The sequence below is a fragment of the Plantibacter sp. MDV22-iso1 genome, assembly GCF_058408345.1.
This window is the reverse complement of the sequence record NZ_JBZVDY010000001.1, coordinates 1,534,045-1,553,972: the sequence shown is the minus strand read 5'-3', so window position 1 is coordinate 1,553,972 and position 19,928 is coordinate 1,534,045. Positions and strand designations below refer to the sequence as shown.

Sequence of the window (19,928 nt, the reverse complement as noted above, 5' to 3'; positions counted from 1 at the left end):
AGAATGGACGCATGACCGAAACGCCTGTATCCCTCACTCCGACCGAACTCGGCGCCTACTTCGCGTTCACCGAGGTGAGCAGCCTCCTGCGTCCGGCGGTCGAGCAGCAGCTCCGCGAGGCGGGGGAGTTGAGCTACGTCCAGTTCCAGTTGCTGGCGCGCCTCGGTGATGCGCCGGACGGTCACCTGCGCATGACGGATCTCGCGGATGGCGTGGTCTACAGCCGTAGTGGGCTCACCTACCAGGCGCAGTTGCTCGACCAGCGGGGACTCATCACCCGCTCGCCGTCACCGGACGACGAACGCAGCACGGTCGTGGCGATCACGACGGCCGGCCGGGACGTGCTCGCCACGGTGTTCCCCGGCCACATCCAGGCCGTCAGGGACCTGCTCTTCGCGCCGCTCGACGACGACGACGTCAGCGAGCTCGCCCGCATCCTCGGGCGGGTCAGCGAGCGCCTCCGGGCGGCTCCGCCACGCTCGGCGGGTCGCCGTCGGAAGGCGTGATCGCAGCTGTCGTCAGCGGCGGGCTTCGAGGAGTGACACGAACTCGTCCGCCATCGCGAGTTGTTGCTGCAGCTTGGTGCGACGCTCGGCCGCGTCGGTGATGAAGCCGTCGAGGATCGCGCGGGTGTCGTCGTCGGGTGCGGTGTCCATGGCGTCGATCACCCGGAGGAGCTCTGCCATCTCCTCGAGGGAGAAGCCGAGTGGTTTCATGCGCCGGATGAGGATGAGGCGGTCGTAGTCGTCCTGCGTGTACAAGCGGAAGCCGCCCTCGGTGCGCGCTGAGGCCGAGACCAGACCGACGTCGTCGTAGTGCCGCAGCGTGCGGAGCGAGAGTCCGGTGCGCTCGGCCAGTTCGCCGATGTGCATGGTGGTCGGTTCGCTCGTCACGGTCGCCTCACTTCAAATCAACCCTTACGTTAGGGTAGAGTTATCGATGGCGGCCGATCGGGCCGCATCTCCCCACCATTCTCCCGCGCGTGACGTCCCCGCGCGGTCGGTGGCGTGCGCACCGCAGCGCCGGACCCAGACATTCCCATCCGGTCCTCGCGCTGAGGACCCCGACTCCGACAGGAGCACTCATGGCCAACGGCCCCGAAACCGCCACACCGGACGCCACCGTCCTCTCCGCACTCCGCAGCCCCCGCATCCTCACCAGGGAGGTGCTGGCGGGCCTCGTCGTCGCCATGGCGCTCATCCCGGAGGCGATCTCCTTCTCGATCATCGCGGGCGTCGACCCGCAGGTCGGACTGTTCTCCTCGTTCGTCATGGCCGTGGCGATCGCCTTCCTCGGCGGCCGCCCGGCGATGATCACGGCGGCCACGGGAGCGATCGCCCTGGTCATCGCCCCGGTCGCCCGCGAACACGGCCTCGACTACTTCATCGCCACGGTCATCCTCGGCGGTGTCTTCCAGGTGATCCTCGGTCTCCTCGGCGTCGCGAAGCTCATGCGCTTCATCCCGCGGAGCGTCATGGTCGGGTTCGTCAACGCACTGGCGATCCTGATCTTCACCGCCCAGCTGCCGAACCTCATCGGCGTGCCGGGGCTCGTGTACCCGCTCGTCGCGGTCGGCATCGTGGTCATGGTCGTCATGCCCCGCCTCACGAGTGTCGTGCCGGCGCCGCTCGTCGCGATCGTGCTCATCACCGCGGCGACGGTGGCCACCGGACTGAACGTGCCCACCGTCGGCGACCAGGGCGAACTGCCGCGCAGCCTGCCGACCCTGTTCATCCCGAACGTGCCGTTCACGCTGGAGACGTTCGCGATCATCGCGCCGTACGCGGCCGCGATGGCGTTGGTCGGGCTCCTCGAGTCGCTCATGACGGCCAAGCTCGTCGACGATGTCACCGACACCCCGTCGGGCAAGACCCGCGAGTCTCTGGGCCAGGGGATCGCGAACGTGCTCTCGGGGTTCTTCGGTGGCATGGGTGGCTGCGCGATGATCGGCCAGACCATGATCAACGTGAAGGCCTCGGGCGCGCGAACGCGGATCTCGACCTTCCTCGCCGGGGTGTTCCTGCTGGTCCTGGTCGTCGCGCTGGGCGACGTGGTCGCGGTGATCCCCATGGCCGCGCTCGTCGCGGTGATGATCATGGTGTCCGTCGCGACCTTCGACTGGCACAGTGTCAACCCGAGGACCCTGCGCGCCATGCCCCTCGGTGAGACGGTCGTCATGGTGGCCACGGTCGTCGTGGTGGTCCTGACGCACAACCTCGCGATCGGTGTCGTCATCGGTGTGATCGCCGCGATGGTCGTGTTCGCAAGGCGGGTCGCCCACCTCGCCACCGTCGAACGCACGGTCGACCTGTCCGCAGCGACGCCCACCGCCCGGTACACCGTGACCGGGGAGCTGTTCTTCGCCTCCAGCAACGACCTCACGACGCAGTTCGCCTACGCCGACGACCCGGAGCGGATCGTCATCGACCTCTCGCAGTCGCACGTCTGGGACGCGTCGACCGTCGCCGCCCTCGACGCGATCACCACGAAGTACGAGCGTCGCGGGAAGCGGGTCGTCATCGAGGGGATGAACGACGCGAGCACGCGGATACACGCCCGGCTGGCCGGCAAGCTGACCGGCGGTCACTGACCGCCGGTCGCGCCGGCTCCTGCGTCCGAGTCAGTCGAGCGGGACGCCGAAGTCGCCCGCGATGCCGGCCAGGCCGGTGGTGTAGCCCTGGCCGACGGCACGGAACTTCCACTCCGAGTTGTACCGGTAGATCTCGGCGAACAGCATCGCCGTCTCCTGGGAGGCGTCCTCGGTGAGGTCGTAGCGGACGATCTCCTGCTGATCCTGGTCCATGACCCGGCAGAAGGCGTCGCGGACCTGGCCGAAGTTCTGGCGGCGGTTGTCGGCGTCGTGGATCGAGACCGCGATGACGATGCGCGAGACGTCGGGCTCCACAGCGCGGAGGTCGATCGTGATCTGCTCGTCGTCGCCGTCACCCTCGCCGGTGCGGTTGTCGCCCTGGTGCACGACCGAGCCGTCGGGCGTCGACATCTGGTTGTAGAAGATGAAGTCCGCAGGGGTTCGGATCTTGCCGTTCTCGGCGACGAGGATGGCGGAGGCGTCGAGGTCGAACGCGACGCCGACGGTGGTGCGCGGGTCCCACCCGAGACCGACCGTGGCGATGGTCAGCCCTGGGCTGGTCTTCGTGAGCGAGAGGTTGTTGCCTTTGGAGAGGCTGAGGCCTGCCATGGGTGTGTTCCTTCGAGAGTGCTCGGTGATGTTCGAACCTCCATCCTGCCCTGTTCCGGCTGAGTTTGGAGTGGGTTGTGGAGGATCCGCCAGCCCCCACGGCCGCAGCGGTGATCAGTCGCCGTCCGCCTTGGTGGAGTCGGCCGCTGTGACTTCGTCGAGTGGCAGCTCCTCGCGGGCGACCGCTGCGGCGACGTCACCGAGCCGCCGCTGGCGGGTGCGTGCGTACTGCCGGATCATCCCGAAGGCCGTGTCCATGTCGACACCCGCCGCCCGCGCCAGATACCCCTTCGCCTGCTCGATGGCGACCCGGCTGTCGAGCGCGCGCTGGAGTTGCTCGGTGGCGAGCGTCGCGTTCTCGATCGTCCGCTGCTGCAGGAGGCTGATCGTCGCGACATCGGCCAGCGCCTGGGCGGCGCGGGCGTCGGCGCCGTTGAGGGCGCCCTCGGTCTCGCGGAACAGATTCAGAGACCCGACGATCGTGTCGCGGAGCCGCATGGGGATCGCGTGGACGCCCGCGTATCCGCGTTCCTGTGACGCTTCCGCGAACCTCGGCCAGTGCTCGCGCAGCTCGTCAGCGCTCTCCGCCGTCACCAGGAGACCGCTCGTCACCGCAGCGATGCAGGGCCCCTCTCCTGCGTTGAGCTGCATGAGGCCGATGAACTCGCTCCGCTCGCTCGTGGACGCGACGACCTGCAGGAGGTCGTCGCGGTCGGCCAGATGGATGGCCCCGGCGGCAGCGTCGAACAGCTCGACCGCCCGGTCGACCAGTGTCTGCAGCACGTCGACGACGTCGTAGTCGGCGACGAGGCTGTCGGTGAGAGTCACGAACGTCTCGATGAGCCGTGCTTCGCGCGTGTCGTCCATGGCGGTGTCAGTCCCCATCTGTTGATCTGCGGATCAACCGTAACCGAGGCCGGAGGCCGTCCATGACCGCCGCCGTCGAGACGCGCTCGCGAGGATTTGCGCCGGGTCGCGAGACCGTTCTACGCTGAACGAGCGCTGCCCCAGACCCTGGTTGCCGGATTGTTCGTCCTTTCTGATGATGCCCAGGAGCCTCATGAGCACGCACCCCGTCGGCCTTCCTCTCGTGCGTTCTCGGCGACCCGATCGGTCGACCAGAACGCCCGTCCCGCCGGCGGAGGGCGTCCGATGACGGTCGAACGCAGCAGCGGGTTCCGGAAGACCGGCCCCAGCGGGAGACCCCGGACTGGTGGCACCTCGAGCTACTCCGCGATCCTCGCCGAAGTGAAGTCGGCCGGTCTGCTCCGACGACGCCACGGCTTCTACTGGACGCTGTTCGCCGTCCTGGTGCTCGCCACCGCCGGCTGCTGGGTCGCCTTCGCGTTCCTCGGTGACTCCTGGCTGCAGCTGTTGGTCGCGGCCGCTCTGGGCGTGCTGTTCACGCAGTTCGCCTTCCTGTCGCACGAGGCCGCGCATCGGCAGGTGTTCGAGTCCCGTGCCTGGAACGACCGGGCGGGCCGATTCCTCGGCACCTTCCTGGTGGGGTTGAGCTACTCGTGGTGGATGAACAAGCACACGCGCCATCACGGCAATCCGAACACCGTGGGGAAGGACCCCGACATCGAGCCCGACACGATCCGCTTCCTGCCGGAGGACGTCGACACGGTGCGGAACCGGGCGGCGAGGATCTTCTACCGTCACCAGGGTTGGTTGTTCTTCCCCCTCCTCACCCTCGAAGGCCTCAACCTGCACTGGCTCGCGATCCGCTCCGTCGTCAGCGGTGTCGGGACGCGGGCCGGCGTGCGCGACCGGGTGGTCGAGGGAGTGATGCTCGTCGCACGCTTCGGGATCATCCTCACGGTCGTGTTCTGGTTCCTGCCGTTCGGCATGGCGTGCGCGTTCCTCGGTGTGCAGCTCGCGGTGTTCGGCGTCATGATGGGTGCCTCCTTCGCCCCGAACCACAAGGGGATGCCGACGATCGCCAATGACGCGAACGTCGACTTCTTCTCCCGGCAGGTCCTGACGTCGCGGAACGTGGCCGGCGGATGGTGGGTGTCGTTCCTCATGGGCGGCCTGAACTACCAGGTCGAGCACCACCTGTTCCCCTCGATGCCGCGCCCCGCGCTCAAAGAGGCTCGACGGCTGGTCCGCGACCACTGCGCCGCACTCGACGTCCCGTACGCCGAGACCACGCTGCTGCGCTCGTACGGGATCGTCATCCGCTACCTCAACCGCGTCGGTCTCGGAGCTCGCGATCCGTTCGCGTGCCCGCTCGTCGCCGAGCTCCGCATACACTGAGCCACCTCACCGACCACCATCACTCCACGGAATCAGGAACCCAAGCCATGCAGATCATCATCGTGCTCCTCGTCATCTGGGCGATCCTCTCCATCGTCGGCTTCGCGCTGAAGGGTCTGCTGTGGCTCGGGATCATCGGCATCGTCCTCTTCCTCGGCACGATCGTCTTCGGTGCCATCCGACGCGCCGCCAGCAAGCGCTAGCTCGCAGTCGGAAGCCGCCCGGACGGTTCGGGTACGCTCTGCCGGATGCGGAATCTGGACTGGGACGGCCTGCGCAACCTCAGGGATCTCGGCGGTCTGCCGACCCCGCTGTCGTCCACCGGCCTGACGGCGCGCGGGCGGATCGCGCGGGGTCCCCGACGCGAGCTGCTCACCGCTGCAGGGTGGGACGTAGCGATGCGATGGGGGCTGCGGTCCGTGGTCGATCTCCGCAGCGCTGATGAGACCGGAGCGCGCGAAACCGACCCGGGTGTCCGTCCTCCAGCCGAGCTGGTGATCACGCTCGCGCCGACCGAGGATCAGACCGATCCGGAGTTCCGCGCGGTGTGCCTGCCGATCCTCGACTCCCCGGAGTACTGGCCGCACAATGTGCGTATCCTGCCGGAGCTCGTCCGCGGTGCGCTCGAAGCGGTCGCATCGTCCGAACCCGGGATCCTGGTGCACTGCGCAGCCGGCAGGGACCGCACCGGCATGATCAGCGCGCTGCTGCTCGCCAACGTCGGCGTCCCCGATGAGGCCATCGTCGACGACTACGCGGCATCGGTGCGTGCCATGGCCGGAACGGCGCCCCACGGCGGCCCGACCCACGACCGCCAGGCGTCGTGGACGTCGGAGCAGGCCGACGCCTTCCTCGACGACGTGACGCCGCACGTGCGAGCCTTCGTCGCCGACGCGGACGGGGTCTTCGAAACACTCGGCGTCGACGAGACGGCCCGAGGGGAATTGCGTCTGCTGTTGCTCCCGTGACGGCCGATGCCCGGCTCATCGCGGGAGAATGAGCCATGCAGACGCGCTCAAAGATCCTGAAGCGGCTCGGTCTCGCCCAGCAGACCTCCACGATCGTGAAGCTGAACCGGGTGTCCGCCCCGGACGAGACGCTCGATGGGTTCGTCGTCGCCATCGGTCACAAGTGGGTGCTCGTCGCACCGATAGCCGCAGGTGGTTTCTTCGACGGCTACACGGTCATCCGCGTCCGTGAGATCGCCCGCGTCCGGTTCGATCGATCGTTCCAACGCCGTTTCTCCGAAACTCGACCCGAGTGGCCCGTGAACCCTCCGCCAGGTCGGCCGACGCCCGATCTGGACTCGACCCGCGGCATGTTGCGGTCGTTCCTCACGGAGGGAGTTCTCTGCGCCCTCGAACGCCGGAACAAACCCGACCTTCTGTGGGTCGGTGTGCCCGACGAACTGAGACGTCGCTGGTTGTATCTGCTCGAGGTTCGACCTGATGCGACGTGGCACGCCGGCCCACTGGGCTATCGACTCCGGACCATCACCCTCGTCCGCATGGGTGACCAGTACTTGCGAGCGCTGGCCGCCGTGGCTGGGCCCGCGCCCGTCGAAGCCGGCTCGTCCTGGTGGTCTCCTCCCGAGCAGGGGTGACCGGGCCGGACGAGCGTGAGCGGACAGTCCTCATGAGGGCGATTCCCGGTCCGCGCCCAGGCACGCGCGCTGGCCCGCCTTACGGCTCGTCGTCCCAGGGGATCGGCGTCGTCGTGCCCGACTGCGCCTGCGTCGGCTCCTCCTGCCCAGACCGCCGACGGGCACAGAGGCGGTCCTGCTATGGTGCTGCCCGATTATCATCCGATCGCGCCAGCTACCTCACCACCGGAACAGGAACCCCATACCCGTGCAGAAGTTCGCCGTCGTCATCGTCGTCCTCCTCGTCCTTTGGGCGGTCCTCTCTATCGTCGGGTTCGTGCTGAAGGGGCTGTTCTGGCTCGGGATCATCGGCCTCGTCCTCATCGTCGGGACAATCCCGTTCGGAGCCGTCCAGCGTGCTGGGAGCAAGCGCTAGCCCACAGATGTCCTCAAAGTCGTACGACTTTCAGGACGAGAAGTTGGTACACTTGCGCCATGTCGATCTCTTCCGCGATGCCAATCCAGCCGGTGCTGCCCACGTCTGAAGCGCGTACCGAGTTGCCGAACGCGTTGCGCAGGTTCCGCTCCGAGGGTGTGATGGCGCAGCCCATGGTGTTCGGCGGTCACCGTCGTGCCGAGGGCGTCGTCATCCCGTTTGAGCTCTACACGGAGTTGCTGCCTGTGATCGAAGACATCGAGATCGCACACTTGGTGCGCGAGCGCGCTGCCGGCGGTGGGTCGGGGTCCCTGGCTGATGTCGCTCTCGGTCTCGGCCTCAATCCTGACGACTACCGCTGATGGCGGCGTCCCTCAAGCTGACCGCTCTTCTCCCGGGCTTTCAGCAAGACATCGACGCGCTCCCGGACCTCGCCACGAAGAAGATGGCGCTGGACATGCTCGTCCTCATCCGGGACGGGAAGATCGCGGGCGTGAAGCTCGACTCGCGGGTCGGCACCGGGGACCTGGATGACTGTCGCAAGCTCTACTTCGACCCGGACGGATCCGGAAAGCCGAGGTACCGACTCGTCTACCGCTACACGCCGGACGAGATCCACGCCGTCGCCATCGAGGCTGTCGCCGTCGGGCGGCGTGCGAACCTCGACGCCTATCAGCGGGCCATCGTCAATCTCGGCCGGTGAGGGCCGAGCCGCCGTGCCGGAGAACCGGTATCGGCCTTTGGGAGACGACTCCTTACGGCTCGTCGTCCCAGGGGACCGGCGTCGTCGTGCCCGACTGCACGTCGCTCCGGAGGATCGCGTAGGCGACCGATGCGAGTGGCTGTCCGCCGGCCACTGGCCAGCCCTCGCGGTAGTGGGCCTCCTTCACCCAGCCGGCCCGACGGAAGGCGCGACGCATGGCGACGTTGTCCTCGCGGGTCTGCCCCTCGAGCTTGCGAACGGTCGGGAAGCGGTCGAACACCTCCCTGACGATGACCGGCAGGATCGCCGTTCCGATCCCGCGCCCTCGTGCGTCTTCGGCGAGCCGCAGGTCGATCAACGCCGTGTCGTCCTCGAGGTCCTCGAGGGTGACGATTCCCACCATCTCGCCGTCCGCGAGTACCCAACACCCGAAGGCACCGGGCCCGTCGACGATGCCTGAGGTCAGGCGTTTGTGCGCCTCCTCCGCGGTCGGTCGCGGCTGCATGTGGAACGGGAACTCGTGTGCGCTCAGGAACTCGACGAACGCGTCGTCGTCCCGTGGGCGTTCGACGGGTCGGAGGGTCAACGCTGGCATACCTTCAGTATCGCAACACGGCGCATCATCGCAGGGCACGCCGGCTCATCCCGCAGCCAGGGTGCGGAGGTCGGCCAGCTCGCGTTCCAGGTCCGCGTCGTCGAGTGCTCCCGCCATGGCCGCGATCGACAGTCCTTCGAGGCGCCTGACGATCTGACGGGCGCGGAACGCCCGATCGTCGGCGCCGGAGACCTCGCCGAGCATCCCGACCACCACCCCTTCGGCCTGCCGGAACTGCTCCGTGAGGAGCGCGCGACGATGGTCGGCAGGCAGGCCGAGGACGTATTCGTAGACGATCGGGCGGAGGGTCGCGTCGACGTCGTGGAGCGCGGTCGCCTGTTCGGTGAGGAAACCCTCGAGGTCGTTCGCCTCGTCCCCTGAGCGCTCGTGCGCAAGCGCGTCGAGCAGGATCTCCTCGGTGCTGGCGTACTGGTAGTACAGGCCTCCGCGTGAGACGTCCGCCGCCAGTCGGACGTGATCCATCGTCGTCCGCCGGAAGCCGCGTTCCCGGAACTCGGCGACAGCGGCCTGCCGCAGGTGTTCGCGGGCGCGTGACGACGTCGGGCTGAGCGCGTTCACGAGGCGAGGGCGTCCCGCGCGCGAACGAGGTCGCGGGTGAATCCGGGGACGGGGACAGCCGATTCGATGGCCGACACGTGGACTTCCGACATGAGCGCCAGGATATCGTCCGTGTTGTGGTGCAGCTCCATGATGCGCCGACTGAGGACGTCCTTCCGGAACATGAGGACCATGACGCGTGCGGCGAGCGCCTTCGGCAGAAGCGTGAACGGCGCGATGTCCCGCAGGTGGTGGCGGAGCCGGACCCCGCGGGCCTGCACGACCCGGAGGCATTCACGGATGTTGCCGATGCCTCGAGCGAGGGTCCGCGGGCTCGCCAACGCTCGTGAGACGACGTCGCCGATCTCGTCGCCCGGGCGGAAATCGGAGGCGATCGCGGAGATGATCCCCGCGTTGACCGCCTGGTGCACCCAGAGCCACTCGAGCATGCGAGGCGACCGCTCCACCGTCAGACCGGCGTCATGGAACGCCTGCGAGGCCGCTGCGTGAAGGGCGGTGGTGTGAGCGGATGCCGGCGCCAACCGGACGCTGTCGAAGAGGACGCTCTCGACGAGTTCCGCGTCACGTCGGCCGCCGGCGATCGGGTAGCCGAGGAGGTGGTCGTCGTGGCCCACGAGCGCCTGCAGCTCCTCGCGGGACCCCCAGAACCCGCCCATGAGCAGGAGACGTCGATCGAGTCCGCGGCGACGGAGCGACTCGATCGCACCGGCGAGCGCCTCGGCCGGAACGGAGACGAGGACGAGGTCGACCGTCTCCGGATCGAACGTCACCGGGGTGAGCGGATACCGGAACGACCTGTCGACCGGTGGCTGCTCGCGTCCGTCGAGGAGGTCGACCGTGGTGGTCGCCGATCGGGCCTGCGGGTCGGCGTCACGAAGGAGGTGCTGGACCTCGTGGCCGGCTTCGCGCAGGACGCAGCCGTAGGTCACCCCGATGACACCGCGACCCATGATGACGATGCGCATGTGCTCTCCGTTGCTGACTGGTGTGCATAATCCGACATTTGTGTCGGTTTTTCAGTCTACACGGACACGTCTGTCCAAAGAACGCAACGGGCCCCGTGCCGTCTCGCCCCGTGATTACGCTGATGCCCGACAGGACCCTTTCGCCCTGTCGGGGTTCCCGGCCGGCTTCCCCTCGATTCCGGCCGGGGCCCGCTTCACCGCCAGGGCGGACGTCAGGGGCGGTCGGTGCGTCCGGCGTTCGCCGCGAGCAATCCGCGCGCTCCGGCGATCATCGCGGCCTCGGTCCGGGTCGCCGCACCGAGCTTCCGCAGGATGGCCGAGACGTGGACGCTCGCCGTCTTCGCGCTGATGAACAGGCGCTCGCCGATCTGACGGTTGCTCAGGCCTTCCGCGATGAGCTGCAGCACCTGGCGCTCTCGGGCGGTCAGCTCGATGGAGCCGCTCGTGCCACGCGCTCGGGGGCGGCCGTCGAGGTTCAGCGACGCCCGCTCCGCCAACGCGCGCGCACCGTCGAGCACGAGGCCGGCACCGAGCGTCGTCGCCTCGGCGACCGCGACGACGAGCGTGTCCTGTGCGCCAGGGCGATCACCGGCGGCCACGCGCGCCTCAGCCAGTCGGAGTGCCGTGTATGGCGCGAGCGCGGCCGGTGCGAACGGATGCTCGGCCATCGCGCGAGCCGCCTCCCACGCGCTGGCGTCGTTCCCGGTGCCGTCCGGTCCGCCGAGTTCGGCGTCGACCAGCGCGCCCCACAGCGGTGCGGTCGGCCAGAACCGTTCCTCGGCGAGCAGTGCCCGCCAGCGTTCCTCCTGCTGCCGGAGCCGATCGTCGTCGACGCCGGCAAAGGGTCCGGACGCCACGTCGAGCGTGCCGGTGGCGAGCGAGACACGGATCCGGGCCAGGACGCGAGCCGCGTCCGCCAGTGCCGGGAGGTCGTACGCCGGCATCGGGCGGTGGTCCGGGGCGTCGAACACGCCGACCCCCGCCGGCGACCAGGCCCCGGCGAGGTCGCCGGCAGCCAGCCCGACCTGCATCACGACGCGGGCGACGCCGAACCGCGTCTGCACCTCCAGGCCGGACAGGGAGAGCATCCCCTTCCGCCACCGGCGGTACAGGGTCGCAGCGCTCTCGGCGTCGCCACGCCAGAGCGTGAGCAGGATGAGCGACTGACGGAGGTACACCGAGAAGGCGAGGGGCGGCTGCAGTGCCAGGGCCCGGTGGACCCGTTCCTCCGCCTCGTCCCAGCGACCGAGCGCCACCAACGGGTCGACCGCGTTCGACGACAAAATGAGCCCCGAACTGCGCTCGACGCCCAGCTCCTTCGCCCGCGCGACGCCTTCCAATGCCGACGCGAGCGCTTCCTCGTAGGAACCGAGCAGGTTCGCCATGTCGGACGCGTTCACCCGGTACCGGAGCAGGGCGCTGCCGTCGCCGTCCGCCAGCGTCTCAGCGGTCGCCAGCATCCTGCTGCCGCTCTCCAGTTCGCCGTGGTGGATGCGTGCGATCCCACCGATGTTCGCCGCGACCGAGGCGTTCCGTGCCGAACCGGTGCGGACGGCCTCCCGGGCGGCCTCGTCGGCGTACTCGATCGCCCGTTCCAGCCGCCCGATGATCATGTGCCGCGCGCCGAGGCTCGTCAGCAGCACACCGCGCAGGTCGCCGGGGGTGCCCGGTGGGACCCGGTCGAGCGCCTCTTCGAGGAGGTCCACCGAGCCCGGTCGCCCGAGGTTGGCGAGATAGAACGCCTTGTCACGGAGGAGCTTGGCCTGGTCGAGGTCGTCGCGTTCCTCCGGCGTCGCGAGCACCTCGTCGACCATGGCGATCGCCCGGTCCGTCCACCCGGCGTTCCTTAAGGCGCTCGCCGTCCGTCGCATGAGTTCCGAACGCGAGCGCCCGACGAGTGCCGCGGCGTCGGGCACCTGGTCCCAGATCTCCAGGAGACGCTCGCCGAGCTGCGCCTCCGTGCTGTACGCGTAAGCAGCGTGAGCCTGCTCCATGGCGCGGACGGTCGCGGGGAAGGCCCGTCCGAAGTCGCGGGCGAGCATCCAGTGGTGCGACACCGCGGCAGCGACCGGCTCACCACCGACGCCTGCCTCCAGCGCCTCGGCGAACCCCGCATGGAACCGGCTCCGTTCGCCGGGCAGCAGGTCGTCGTGGATCGCCTCCCGGACCAGGGCGTGTCGGAACTCGTACGTGGTCGCGTCCGCGACGAGGACGTTCGACCCGATCGCCTCCCGCACACCGGTGTCGAGGGCGTCGGGGCCGCCCGTGAACACCCGCTCCAGGAGGGTGTGCTCGACGCAGACACCACCGGCCGAGATCACGCGCAGCAGCTGTTGGGTCGCGGGCGCGAGTCGCTCGTAGCGCGCCAGCAGGAGCTCGCGCAGGGTGTCGGGGAGTTCGTCGCCGTCCCGGTCCACCTCCAGTCCGAGGAGTTCCTCGACGAAGAACGGAACGCCCTCGCTCCGTGCGTACACGCTGTCGATCGAGACCGTGTCGAGGGAACTTCCGCGGATGGCGATCGCCTGGCGGAGCACGTCGCTGCGGCTCAACCGTTCGAGGGTGTGCCGCTCGACGCGCCTCGTGCGGTCGAGCTCGGCGAGGAACCCGCGCAGGGGGTGCCCGCGGGAGACGTCCTCGCTTCGGAAGGTGAGCACGACCATCACGCGGGCATCGGAGAGCACGCGCACGAGGAAGGCCAGCAGGCTGAGGGTCGCACCGTCAGCCCAGTGGACGTCCTCGATCGCGACGACGACGGGCTGCTGACGTGACAGCGCCTCGAGGAGCACCGCGACGGTCTCGTGGAGCCGCCCGACGCCGCCGTCCCGGTGGTCCTGCGCGTCGGGGCCGAGCGTCGGCAGCAGCGTCGCGAGGGAGGCTTTGCCCGGACCCGCAGCCTCCAGCACCGCGTCGCGCCCGCGCTGCGCGACGAGGTCCTTCATGAGGCCGAGGACCGGTGCGTAGGGCGCGGCGACGTCACCGAGGTCCACGCACTGGCCCGTGATGACGAGCGCCGACGACCGGACCGACCGCGTGAACTCGGTGAGCAGGCGCGTCTTGCCGATACCGGCCTCGCCGCTCAGGACCACACTGCGTGACTCACCCGCGGCGACGGCGTCGAACACGGCCTGGAGCGCTCGAAGATCGGAGGCGCGCCCGATCATCGTCGGGCTGGTGGTGGGCAGGCTCACCACTCCATGGTCCCACCCTCGTCACGATCGGCCGCGGCGTCCGCGAGTCGCCGCTGCTCCTCCAGTCGTCGTTCCCGGCGGCGACGTTCCCGCTCGAGATCCCGCTGGAGTTCCTGCTCGATGAACCGTCTCGTCTCGACGGACGTGAACGGGCTGTGACTCGCGCTCGTGATCAACATGGCTCCTCCGCTGAACACGGGGCGGATCCCCGTGCTCGACCACTCACGTTCCTCGCTGAGGCCCGTGCCCTACCTCGGGCAACTGCCCTAGATGGCCGGGACCGGCGCGGTGGGAACCGCCGTCGACCTGGGGAGTCCTCCCCATCGTCCGACTCGGCCGGTCCCTCCTAGAGTCGGTGTCGGCCCGGAGCGGCCAGAACCGGAGGGCTGCAGTGAGCACGACCACGATCGACCGCACCTACCTGAATCGCGCGGTACGAGGGCGCACCGTCCTGGTGATCACCCTCATCTTCCTCACGGCCGTCGCGGGGTTCATCGGGTTCGGGAACGTCAGGGACCTCGCCGCCGACCTCACGGCGAGCTACACGACGACCACCGGACAGGTGGTCGACGAGGGTACGGAGCGGGTGCTCGAAGGCAGCCGACGCAGCAAGCACTGGGAGGAGTACCGCACCGTCACGGTGACCTACGACGTGCCCGGTACGGCCGGATCGGACGAGATCCGCAGTGACACGATCCAGGTGGGCGAGACGCTCGAGATCCGGGTCCGCGACCAGACCGGCGAGGTCACGCTCGAGGCGCCGGCCGGCCCGGACTTCTGGCAGTGGTTCTGGGCGGTGACGATGTCACTCCTCACCGCACTGCTCGCCTGGTGGTCCGTCGTCGCGGTGCGCAACAGCATCCGACTGCTCGCGTTCCGCCCCGGAACCCGGCAGCCGGACGTCGTGTTCGCATTGAGTGGGGCGGTGCCGCGCGCGACGGGCCGCAACGGTCGACGACAGGTCCTGGAGCTCACGGGCCGGATCGAGTCGAGCTCCGACGGGCTCCGGGTCGGTGAACCGGCGACGCTCACCGTACCGGCGAGTCACACGGCCGCCGTGTCCGGCTTCCCGCCACGGATCCCCGGCTACCGGGTGAGCCAGCGGGCGACGGAGGATGGGATCGTCGTCGTGCACCTGCCCGAATCCGACGTATGGTGGGCGGCCACGCTGACGTTCCCCTCGACCCTTCAGTCGGGCCGGGTCGCAGGTTCGACGACCACCTCGGGCTGAGCGTTCGGGGCGGTGTCCAGGTACCGGACGTTCAGGGGCGGACGCGGACGCTGCGCCCCTCGAGGGAGACGACGTCGTCGAGCTGCAACTGCCGGCCGCGTCGGCGATCGATCTCGCCGTTGACCCGCACCGCGCCGTCGGCGATCGCCGCCTTCACGTCTCCGCCGGAGTCGAGCAGACCGGCGAACTTCAGGAACTGCCCGAGTCGGATGCCCTCGCCGCCGATCGGGACATCGGTGATCTGTGTCGGGTTCGTCATCCCCGAATGCTAACAAGGATGGGTTCACTGGACTCGGGGACAGCATGTGGTTGTACCCTCAGCGGTACCGGGCCATCGTGGCTCGCAAAGGAGCAACACCATGGGCGAGAAGTCCGCACGGAAAGAAGGCGGCAAGACCGCACCCGCGAAGACGCTGAAGGAGAAGCGCACCGCGAAAGCCGACAAGAAGGCCGGCAATGCGCGTTCGGAGAACACCGACGCGATCACGCGGGTCAAGAACCGCTAGTCCCGATCCTCGGCCCCGCGCGGTCGGTGATGCGCTCAGGCGTCCGTCCCCTCACGGAGACGGGCGCCTGTTCTGGTCTTCACCCTCGCCGCGATCCGCCCGGGTGTCGACCTCGACCGGCAAGCGGTGGGGAGCAGTCCCCATTGAGCCGCCGTCGTGGTGTGCCCCAATCTGGACCCTAAGAACAACAACCGTCGATCAGGGGGACATCACCATGGGGTACACATACCGGCAGCGCATCATCCGCACCTCGGCAGCAGCCTTGGCCGTTCCCGCACTGCTGCTCCTGAGCGCATGTGGGAGCTCGGGCGGCGAGATCGGCGATGAGGTCCGGATCTCCGAAGGGACGATGACGGTCACGGGGATCGAGCAGCGGACCGCGGAGGACGTCGCCGCGCTCGAACTCGACGAGCTCGCCGGCCAGACGCCCTACTTCGTGACGTACGAGGTGGCCTTCAATGACGGCTCGGAGGGCGACCTCAACGAGAACTTCTGGAAGGCCAAGGCGTCGGACGGTGAGGCATCGCCCATCAACGTCCTCAACTTCGGCGGGGATTTCGACTGCACCGGTCTCGGTGAGGTGTCCGACGGCAAGGCGGAAGGGTGCCAGCTCATCATGGTGCCGGAGGGTGCGACGCTCGAGTCGGTGTCCTTCGGTGGAGCGGGCACGTGGCGCGCACCGAAGGCGGAGTGACGCCGAGGCCCTGACCGCTCACGCGCGGGCCGGGCATCCCGCTATCGTCGTGGCATGTCCGACCTCAGCCCCGGCGACGACGCGCTCGAGCTCGCCCGCCTGCTCATCTCGATCGATTCCGTCAGTCCGAGCCTCGTCCCAGGGGCTCCCGGAGAAGGGCGGATCGCGGCGGTGATCGCGCAGCGACTCGAGGGCGCCGGCTTCGTGGTCGACCTCGTTCCCGCACCGGAGGACCCGCAGCGCGTCAGCGTCGTGGCCGTGCACGCGGGATCGCAGCCGGGGCCGACGGTCGTGTTCAACGGCCATCTCGACACCGTCGGGGTCGAGGGCATGGTCGACCCGTTCACCCCGCGGATCGCGGACGGCCGGCTCTTCGGGCGCGGTGCCAGCGACATGAAGGCCGGCCTGGCCGGGCTGATCGTCGCCGCAGAACGACTCGCCGCGACCGACCACCCCGGCGCGGTCGTCTTCACGGGCGTCGCCGACGAGGAGGACGCGAGCGTGGGGGCCGCTGCCGTCCTCCGACACCTCGCCGATCGTGGGGTGACGGCGGACGTGTGCCTCATCGCCGAGCCCACCTGGTTGGACCGGGTGTCGGCGCATCGGGGGTACGCGGTCGTCGAGGTCACGCTGCAGGGGACGGCCGCGCACTCGTCACAGCCTGGTCTGGCCGTCGATGCGATCCGCGCTGTCAGCGCGCTGCTGCAGGAGGTGGAGCGGGCCGACGACGAGCTTCATCGGCGACCGGCGCACCCGTTGCTCGACCACGGTTCGTTCACGACGACGGTCGCCAGGGCAGGGAGCGCCCCGTTCACGATCGCAGCCGGCGCCACCCTCGTCATCGAACGACGCACCCTGCCGGGTGAACGCGCTGAGGAAGCCCTGGTCGAGGTCCAGGCGATGCTCGACGCGGTCGCAGCCCGGATGCCCGGCCTCCGCACGGGCGCCCGGCTGACCCATCAGCGCGAGGCCTGGGATGCCGACGATCAGGGTGCGGCCGCGCGGTACGCCGACGTCCTCGCCGCCGAGCTCTTCCGGGACGCCGAGGCCGCACCGGCTGCGGTCGGAGCGCCGTATTGGATGGAATCGGCGCTCTGGCAGGCGGCGGGGATCCCGACCGTCGTGTGCGGCCCCGCGGGCGGCGGACTGCACGCCGCGGAGGAATGGGTCGACCTCGACCAGCTCCGGCGGTTCCCGGAAGCGGTCATGGCCGCGACCCGCGACGCGCTGTCCGGATCGAGCGAGGCGTGACGCCCGGTGGGCCCGACCGCATCGCGGTGATCGGGCCGGGCGCGATCGGAACCGTGGTCGCCGCAGCGCTCCACGAACAGGGACGGACGCCGTTCATCGCGGGGCGGTCGAAGCGGCCGGAACTCCAGCTCCAGGTCGACGATGAGACGGTGACGGTCCCCGGCCCGGTCCACACCGATCCGGCGGAGCCTCCGGGCACCGCGGACCTCGTCTTCCTGGCGGTCAAGGCGACCCAGACGGCTGCCGCTGCGGACTGGCTCGCCGCGTTGTGCGGCCCGGACACGGTCGTGTGCGTCCTGCAGAACGGCGTCGAGCAACGCGAGATGGTGGAGTCACTCGTCCGGGAGGGAGCGGTCGTCCCCGCGGTCGTGTGGTTCCCTGCCACCCGTGAGGCCGGCGGACCGGTCACCCTGTTGAGCCCGCCGCGCCTGTCCCTACCGGAGGCACCCGGTGCCCTCGTGGTCGAGGACGCGTTGCGAGGCTCCCGCTGCGCCGTCGAGGTCTCGACCGACTTCACGACCCTCGCCTGGCGGAAGCTGCTGCAGAACGCCGCCGCCGGACTCATGGCGTTGACCGGACGCCGATCCGGCATGTACCGGCGCGACGACATCGGCCGCTTGATGCTCGGCTACCTCGAGGAATGCACCGCCGTCGCGCGCGCGGAGGGTGCGCGGTTGACCGACGACGAACCTCGGCGGCTCCTCGACCAGTTCCGTGCCGCTCCGGTCGACCGCGGGACGTCGATCCTCGCCGACCGCGAACAGGGGCGACCGCTCGAATGGGACGTCCGCAACGCGGTGATCCAGCGGCGGGGGAGCGCGCACGGCATCCCCACGCCGATCAGCGACATCGTCGTGCCGTTGCTCGCCGCGGCGAGCGATGGGCCGGGCTGAGCCACGACAGCATCGGGATCGAGCCTGCCGATAGGCTCGAAGGCATGCTTCGTCTGATCGCCTTCGCGGCTCTCGGTGCTCTTGTCGGTGGTGTGATCGTGATCGCCGTCGGTCCATCCACCGTCGGGTACACGGTGGCCGGCATCGCACTCCCCGTCTTCATCATCTCCACCGTGCTCACGCTCATCGCCCGGTCGGTGGGGAACGCCATCGGGGCTTCTCCGGAGGCCGTGCAGCAGGCCAAAGACGCCCGCCGGCTCGGGGTCGCACGCATCGACGCGCTCCGTCAGACCGGCACACAGATCAACGATCAGCCACTGTGCGAGCTCGACCTGACCGTCCAACCACTGCAGGGATCGGCCTTCGCGAGCACCATGCGCACCGTCGTCCCGCTGACCGCCATCCCGATGTTCCAGCCCGGCACGGAGCGTGATGTCGCCATCCTGCTCGACGGTGGACCGGAGGTCGCGTTCATCGACGAAGGTGAGCTCTCACCGGCGGAACGGGCGCGTCTGCGTGTGCCTGGGCGTGGGTCCGTCCCGTTCATCCCGGTCGAGCCGCACCGCCGCATCGTCGACGGCGTCCGACGGGGGCCGTTGCTCGGCGTCGGCCGCGCGGGCCGGCCCGCACGGTTCGCCCTCTTCGCCGTCGTGGCGATCGCTGCGGCGACGGTCGTCGTCGCGCCGTTCCACCAGGCGGTCGGGCAGTCGTTCGCCGCCATGCAGGATGGCCGGCTCCGACCGGATCTGCGCCGACCGGAGGCGCTCGCCGACGCTCAGCGGGCGCTCGAGGAGGCGATCGGTCACGACCGCGTGGCCTCCATCACGGTGGCGGCCGACTTCATCATCGTCGAGGCCCCACTGTCCGCTGGTGACACGAAGACCGACCGCTGGACCTACCGGGACGGAGCCGTCACCAACGACGGCGCGGCGACCTCGCAGCCCGAGTCGACGGCCGAGCAGTTCTCCTGGACGGATGTCGCGCTCGACCGCGTCTGGACGCTGATGCATGACGGTGCCGAGCAGGTCGACCGGCCCGTCGGCGACACCCTCGCCTACGTGGTCCGCGCGACCGACGACGACGTCCACAGTCCCGCCTTCGGTCGCCCGGCCGGGCCGCCGGAGATCATGTTCAGTGTCGGCGACGACTACGGCACGACCTCGTTCGTCGCTGACGCGGACGGTTCGGGCCTCACCGCGCGGTGAAGCCCCGGGACACTCCGAGCGAACGGCATACTGTCGTCATGAACGCTGCGTCACCGTCATTCCCCCCGCTGGTCGTCGGATCCGCCCCGGCCCGGACGGAGCGGGCGACCCGCCCGGCGTTCGTGCTCACCCTGATCGGAGCGGCGTTGGTCCCGATGCTCGGGATGCTCCTCGCCGTGCTGACCACGACCACCGGAGGGTTCGCCCTCGGCATGCTGGCCGGGCTGTCTTTCAGTGTCATCTCCTGGCTCATGCTGTTCGCCGTGGTCCAGTTCGCGACGGTCCGCGGAGCACAGTCGGTGGCTCGTACCGTGCTGACGCTCGACACGAACGGCCTCCGCGGCAGCATCCCGCAGGGCGAGGTCTTCCTCCCGTGGAGCGCGATCGAGCGCATCTCGGTCCGCTCACGCGGCAAGTGGCGGATCCTGACCTTCCACCTCGTGCCCGGTCTCACCGCGCAGTCACCGGGCGTCTCGACGACCCTCTCGCCACGGTCCTTCGCCGCGCTCGGCAAGCTCGGGTTCCAGGTCGGCGAGGTGGCGATCGACACACCCGTCGACACCGTCCTCGCCGCGACGAACGCGTTCACCGGAGGCCGTCTGCGCTGAGCCGTGGTCGACGGGTCTGTCGGATGGTCTG

General features: G+C 69.4%; 25 protein-coding genes. 16 read left to right on the top strand and 9 right to left on the bottom strand.

Annotated features, from left to right (window positions below; translation table 11 throughout):
- The first annotated feature begins 11 nt into the window (after positions 1–11).
- A complete protein-coding gene (locus AC4PMY_RS07550) occupies positions 12–506 on the top strand; it encodes a MarR family winged helix-turn-helix transcriptional regulator (RefSeq protein WP_064295084.1) in 495 nt (164 codons plus the stop codon).
- 12 nt (positions 507–518) lie between these two features.
- Here the strand turns inward: AC4PMY_RS07550 and AC4PMY_RS07545 are convergent, their stop codons facing one another.
- Entirely contained in the window at positions 519–872 is a 354-nt protein-coding gene (locus AC4PMY_RS07545; RefSeq protein ID WP_064295101.1) for a MerR family transcriptional regulator, read from the bottom strand.
- A gap of 212 nt (positions 873–1,084) precedes the next feature.
- On the opposite strand from AC4PMY_RS07545, the gene AC4PMY_RS07540 reads away from it, so the two are divergent.
- A complete protein-coding gene (locus tag AC4PMY_RS07540; protein WP_491622342.1) occupies positions 1,085–2,590 on the top strand; it encodes a SulP family inorganic anion transporter in 1,506 nt (501 codons plus the stop codon).
- Positions 2,591–2,620: 30 nt separating this feature from the next.
- On the opposite strand, the gene AC4PMY_RS07535 is transcribed toward AC4PMY_RS07540, so the two are convergent.
- Entirely contained in the window at positions 2,621–3,199 is a 579-nt protein-coding gene (locus AC4PMY_RS07535; protein WP_064295082.1) for a TerD family protein, read from the bottom strand.
- A gap of 114 nt (positions 3,200–3,313) precedes the next feature.
- A complete protein-coding gene (locus AC4PMY_RS07530) occupies positions 3,314–4,084 on the bottom strand; it encodes a GAF and ANTAR domain-containing protein (RefSeq protein WP_254773620.1) in 771 nt (256 codons plus the stop codon).
- Between the two features lie 267 nt (positions 4,085–4,351).
- On the opposite strand from AC4PMY_RS07530, the gene AC4PMY_RS07525 reads away from it, so the two are divergent.
- From AC4PMY_RS07525 to AC4PMY_RS07495, 7 genes are all read left to right on the top strand, one after another.
- Positions 4,352–5,461 carry a fatty acid desaturase family protein gene (locus AC4PMY_RS07525; RefSeq protein WP_491622341.1) on the top strand — a complete coding sequence of 370 codons (1,110 nt, stop codon included), beginning with the start codon at positions 4,352–4,354 and terminating at the stop codon, positions 5,459–5,461.
- A 47-nt stretch (positions 5,462–5,508) separates the two neighbouring features.
- Complete coding sequence (locus AC4PMY_RS07520; protein WP_175484395.1) at positions 5,509–5,664, top strand: hypothetical protein; 156 nt, start codon at positions 5,509–5,511, stop codon at positions 5,662–5,664.
- 45 nt (positions 5,665–5,709) lie between these two features.
- On the top strand, positions 5,710–6,429 hold the full coding sequence (locus tag AC4PMY_RS07515) for a tyrosine-protein phosphatase (RefSeq protein WP_064295080.1): 720 nt from the start codon (positions 5,710–5,712) through the stop codon (positions 6,427–6,429).
- A gap of 35 nt (positions 6,430–6,464) precedes the next feature.
- Positions 6,465–7,064 carry a hypothetical protein gene (locus tag AC4PMY_RS07510; protein WP_064295079.1) on the top strand — a complete coding sequence of 200 codons (600 nt, stop codon included), beginning with the start codon at positions 6,465–6,467 and terminating at the stop codon, positions 7,062–7,064.
- Positions 7,065–7,311: 247 nt separating this feature from the next.
- Positions 7,312–7,479 (top strand): hypothetical protein, encoded by a 168-nt coding sequence (locus AC4PMY_RS07505; protein ID WP_197479036.1) that lies wholly within the window; start codon positions 7,312–7,314, stop codon positions 7,477–7,479.
- 59 nt (positions 7,480–7,538) lie between these two features.
- Complete coding sequence (locus AC4PMY_RS07500; RefSeq protein WP_064295078.1) at positions 7,539–7,841, top strand: hypothetical protein; 303 nt, start codon at positions 7,539–7,541, stop codon at positions 7,839–7,841.
- Entirely contained in the window at positions 7,841–8,182 is a 342-nt protein-coding gene (locus tag AC4PMY_RS07495) for a hypothetical protein (RefSeq protein ID WP_231884324.1), read from the top strand. The genes AC4PMY_RS07500 and AC4PMY_RS07495 overlap by 1 nt, the downstream gene beginning before the upstream one ends.
- A 52-nt stretch (positions 8,183–8,234) precedes the next feature.
- On the opposite strand, the gene AC4PMY_RS07490 is transcribed toward AC4PMY_RS07495, so the two are convergent.
- From AC4PMY_RS07490 to AC4PMY_RS07470, 5 genes are all read right to left on the bottom strand, one after another.
- Positions 8,235–8,777, bottom strand: a complete 543-nt coding sequence (locus AC4PMY_RS07490; RefSeq protein WP_064295077.1) for a GNAT family N-acetyltransferase — start codon at positions 8,775–8,777, stop codon at positions 8,235–8,237.
- A 45-nt stretch (positions 8,778–8,822) separates the two neighbouring features.
- Positions 8,823–9,356, bottom strand: coding sequence for a TetR/AcrR family transcriptional regulator (locus tag AC4PMY_RS07485; RefSeq protein ID WP_064295076.1), 534 nt, complete (start codon positions 9,354–9,356; stop codon positions 8,823–8,825).
- On the bottom strand, positions 9,353–10,321 hold the full coding sequence (locus AC4PMY_RS07480; protein ID WP_064295075.1) for a ketopantoate reductase family protein: 969 nt from the start codon (positions 10,319–10,321) through the stop codon (positions 9,353–9,355). Before AC4PMY_RS07480 ends, AC4PMY_RS07485 begins: the two co-directional genes overlap by 4 nt.
- A 212-nt stretch (positions 10,322–10,533) precedes the next feature.
- The gene (locus tag AC4PMY_RS07475) at positions 10,534–13,509 is read right to left on the bottom strand and encodes a helix-turn-helix transcriptional regulator (protein ID WP_491622340.1); all 2,976 of its coding nucleotides are present in this window, start codon (positions 13,507–13,509) and stop codon (positions 10,534–10,536) included.
- On the bottom strand, positions 13,506–13,688 hold the full coding sequence (locus AC4PMY_RS07470) for a hypothetical protein (protein WP_064295074.1): 183 nt from the start codon (positions 13,686–13,688) through the stop codon (positions 13,506–13,508). Before AC4PMY_RS07470 ends, AC4PMY_RS07475 begins: the two co-directional genes overlap by 4 nt.
- A 212-nt stretch (positions 13,689–13,900) precedes the next feature.
- Here AC4PMY_RS07470 and AC4PMY_RS07465 point away from each other — a divergent pair, with 212 nt between their 5' ends.
- Positions 13,901–14,740, top strand: coding sequence for a hypothetical protein (locus AC4PMY_RS07465; protein ID WP_071261578.1), 840 nt, complete (start codon positions 13,901–13,903; stop codon positions 14,738–14,740).
- A 31-nt stretch (positions 14,741–14,771) separates the two neighbouring features.
- Here the strand turns inward: AC4PMY_RS07465 and AC4PMY_RS07460 are convergent, their stop codons facing one another.
- Positions 14,772–14,999: an RNA-binding S4 domain-containing protein gene (locus AC4PMY_RS07460; RefSeq protein WP_064295072.1), complete on the bottom strand. Its 228-nt coding sequence runs from the start codon at positions 14,997–14,999 to the stop codon at positions 14,772–14,774.
- A 100-nt stretch (positions 15,000–15,099) separates the two neighbouring features.
- Between AC4PMY_RS07460 and AC4PMY_RS07455 the strand changes: the two genes are divergently transcribed.
- From AC4PMY_RS07455 to AC4PMY_RS07430, 6 genes are all read left to right on the top strand, one after another.
- Positions 15,100–15,246 carry a hypothetical protein gene (locus AC4PMY_RS07455; protein ID WP_157583389.1) on the top strand — a complete coding sequence of 49 codons (147 nt, stop codon included), beginning with the start codon at positions 15,100–15,102 and terminating at the stop codon, positions 15,244–15,246.
- A 214-nt stretch (positions 15,247–15,460) separates the two neighbouring features.
- A complete protein-coding gene (locus tag AC4PMY_RS07450; protein ID WP_491622339.1) occupies positions 15,461–15,940 on the top strand; it encodes a hypothetical protein in 480 nt (159 codons plus the stop codon).
- Positions 15,941–15,994: 54 nt separating this feature from the next.
- A complete protein-coding gene (locus tag AC4PMY_RS07445) occupies positions 15,995–17,191 on the top strand; it encodes a M20/M25/M40 family metallo-hydrolase (RefSeq protein WP_491622338.1) in 1,197 nt (398 codons plus the stop codon).
- A complete protein-coding gene (locus AC4PMY_RS07440; protein ID WP_491622337.1) occupies positions 17,188–18,084 on the top strand; it encodes an oxidoreductase in 897 nt (298 codons plus the stop codon). The genes AC4PMY_RS07445 and AC4PMY_RS07440 overlap by 4 nt, the downstream gene beginning before the upstream one ends.
- Before the next feature lie 44 nt (positions 18,085–18,128).
- Positions 18,129–19,289 carry a hypothetical protein gene (locus tag AC4PMY_RS07435; protein WP_314137823.1) on the top strand — a complete coding sequence of 387 codons (1,161 nt, stop codon included), beginning with the start codon at positions 18,129–18,131 and terminating at the stop codon, positions 19,287–19,289.
- Between the two features lie 38 nt (positions 19,290–19,327).
- Positions 19,328–19,897: a hypothetical protein gene (locus tag AC4PMY_RS07430; RefSeq protein ID WP_071261585.1), complete on the top strand. Its 570-nt coding sequence runs from the start codon at positions 19,328–19,330 to the stop codon at positions 19,895–19,897.
- The last annotated feature ends 31 nt before the right edge of the window (positions 19,898–19,928 follow it).

What these genes read in the sequence shown, in the direction of transcription:
- AC4PMY_RS07430 (WP_071261585.1), top strand. Translation starts at nt 19,328, where the DNA reads ATGAACGCTGCGTCACCGTCATTCCCCCCGCTGGTCGTCGGATCCGCC.
- AC4PMY_RS07480 (WP_064295075.1), bottom strand. Translation starts at nt 10,321, where the DNA reads ATGCGCATCGTCATCATGGGTCGCGGTGTCATCGGGGTGACCTACGGC.
- AC4PMY_RS07540 (WP_491622342.1), top strand. Translation starts at nt 1,085, where the DNA reads ATGGCCAACGGCCCCGAAACCGCCACACCGGACGCCACCGTCCTCTCC.
- AC4PMY_RS07520 (WP_175484395.1), top strand. Translation starts at nt 5,509, where the DNA reads ATGCAGATCATCATCGTGCTCCTCGTCATCTGGGCGATCCTCTCCATC.
- AC4PMY_RS07545 (WP_064295101.1), bottom strand. Translation starts at nt 872, where the DNA reads ATGCACATCGGCGAACTGGCCGAGCGCACCGGACTCTCGCTCCGCACG.
- AC4PMY_RS07530 (WP_254773620.1), bottom strand. Translation starts at nt 4,084, where the DNA reads ATGGGGACTGACACCGCCATGGACGACACGCGCGAAGCACGGCTCATC.
- AC4PMY_RS07470 (WP_064295074.1), bottom strand. Translation starts at nt 13,688, where the DNA reads ATGTTGATCACGAGCGCGAGTCACAGCCCGTTCACGTCCGTCGAGACG.
- AC4PMY_RS07455 (WP_157583389.1), top strand. Translation starts at nt 15,100, where the DNA reads ATGGGCGAGAAGTCCGCACGGAAAGAAGGCGGCAAGACCGCACCCGCG.
- AC4PMY_RS07450 (WP_491622339.1), top strand. Translation starts at nt 15,461, where the DNA reads ATGGGGTACACATACCGGCAGCGCATCATCCGCACCTCGGCAGCAGCC.
- AC4PMY_RS07490 (WP_064295077.1), bottom strand. Translation starts at nt 8,777, where the DNA reads ATGCCAGCGTTGACCCTCCGACCCGTCGAACGCCCACGGGACGACGAC.
- AC4PMY_RS07510 (WP_064295079.1), top strand. Translation starts at nt 6,465, where the DNA reads ATGCAGACGCGCTCAAAGATCCTGAAGCGGCTCGGTCTCGCCCAGCAG.
- AC4PMY_RS07515 (WP_064295080.1), top strand. Translation starts at nt 5,710, where the DNA reads ATGCGGAATCTGGACTGGGACGGCCTGCGCAACCTCAGGGATCTCGGC.
- AC4PMY_RS07495 (WP_231884324.1), top strand. Translation starts at nt 7,841, where the DNA reads ATGGCGGCGTCCCTCAAGCTGACCGCTCTTCTCCCGGGCTTTCAGCAA.
- AC4PMY_RS07445 (WP_491622338.1), top strand. Translation starts at nt 15,995, where the DNA reads ATGTCCGACCTCAGCCCCGGCGACGACGCGCTCGAGCTCGCCCGCCTG.
- AC4PMY_RS07500 (WP_064295078.1), top strand. Translation starts at nt 7,539, where the DNA reads ATGTCGATCTCTTCCGCGATGCCAATCCAGCCGGTGCTGCCCACGTCT.
- AC4PMY_RS07435 (WP_314137823.1), top strand. Translation starts at nt 18,129, where the DNA reads ATGCTTCGTCTGATCGCCTTCGCGGCTCTCGGTGCTCTTGTCGGTGGT.
- AC4PMY_RS07535 (WP_064295082.1), bottom strand. Translation starts at nt 3,199, where the DNA reads ATGGCAGGCCTCAGCCTCTCCAAAGGCAACAACCTCTCGCTCACGAAG.
- AC4PMY_RS07525 (WP_491622341.1), top strand. Translation starts at nt 4,352, where the DNA reads ATGACGGTCGAACGCAGCAGCGGGTTCCGGAAGACCGGCCCCAGCGGG.
- AC4PMY_RS07550 (WP_064295084.1), top strand. Translation starts at nt 12, where the DNA reads ATGACCGAAACGCCTGTATCCCTCACTCCGACCGAACTCGGCGCCTAC.
- AC4PMY_RS07460 (WP_064295072.1), bottom strand. Translation starts at nt 14,999, where the DNA reads ATGACGAACCCGACACAGATCACCGATGTCCCGATCGGCGGCGAGGGC.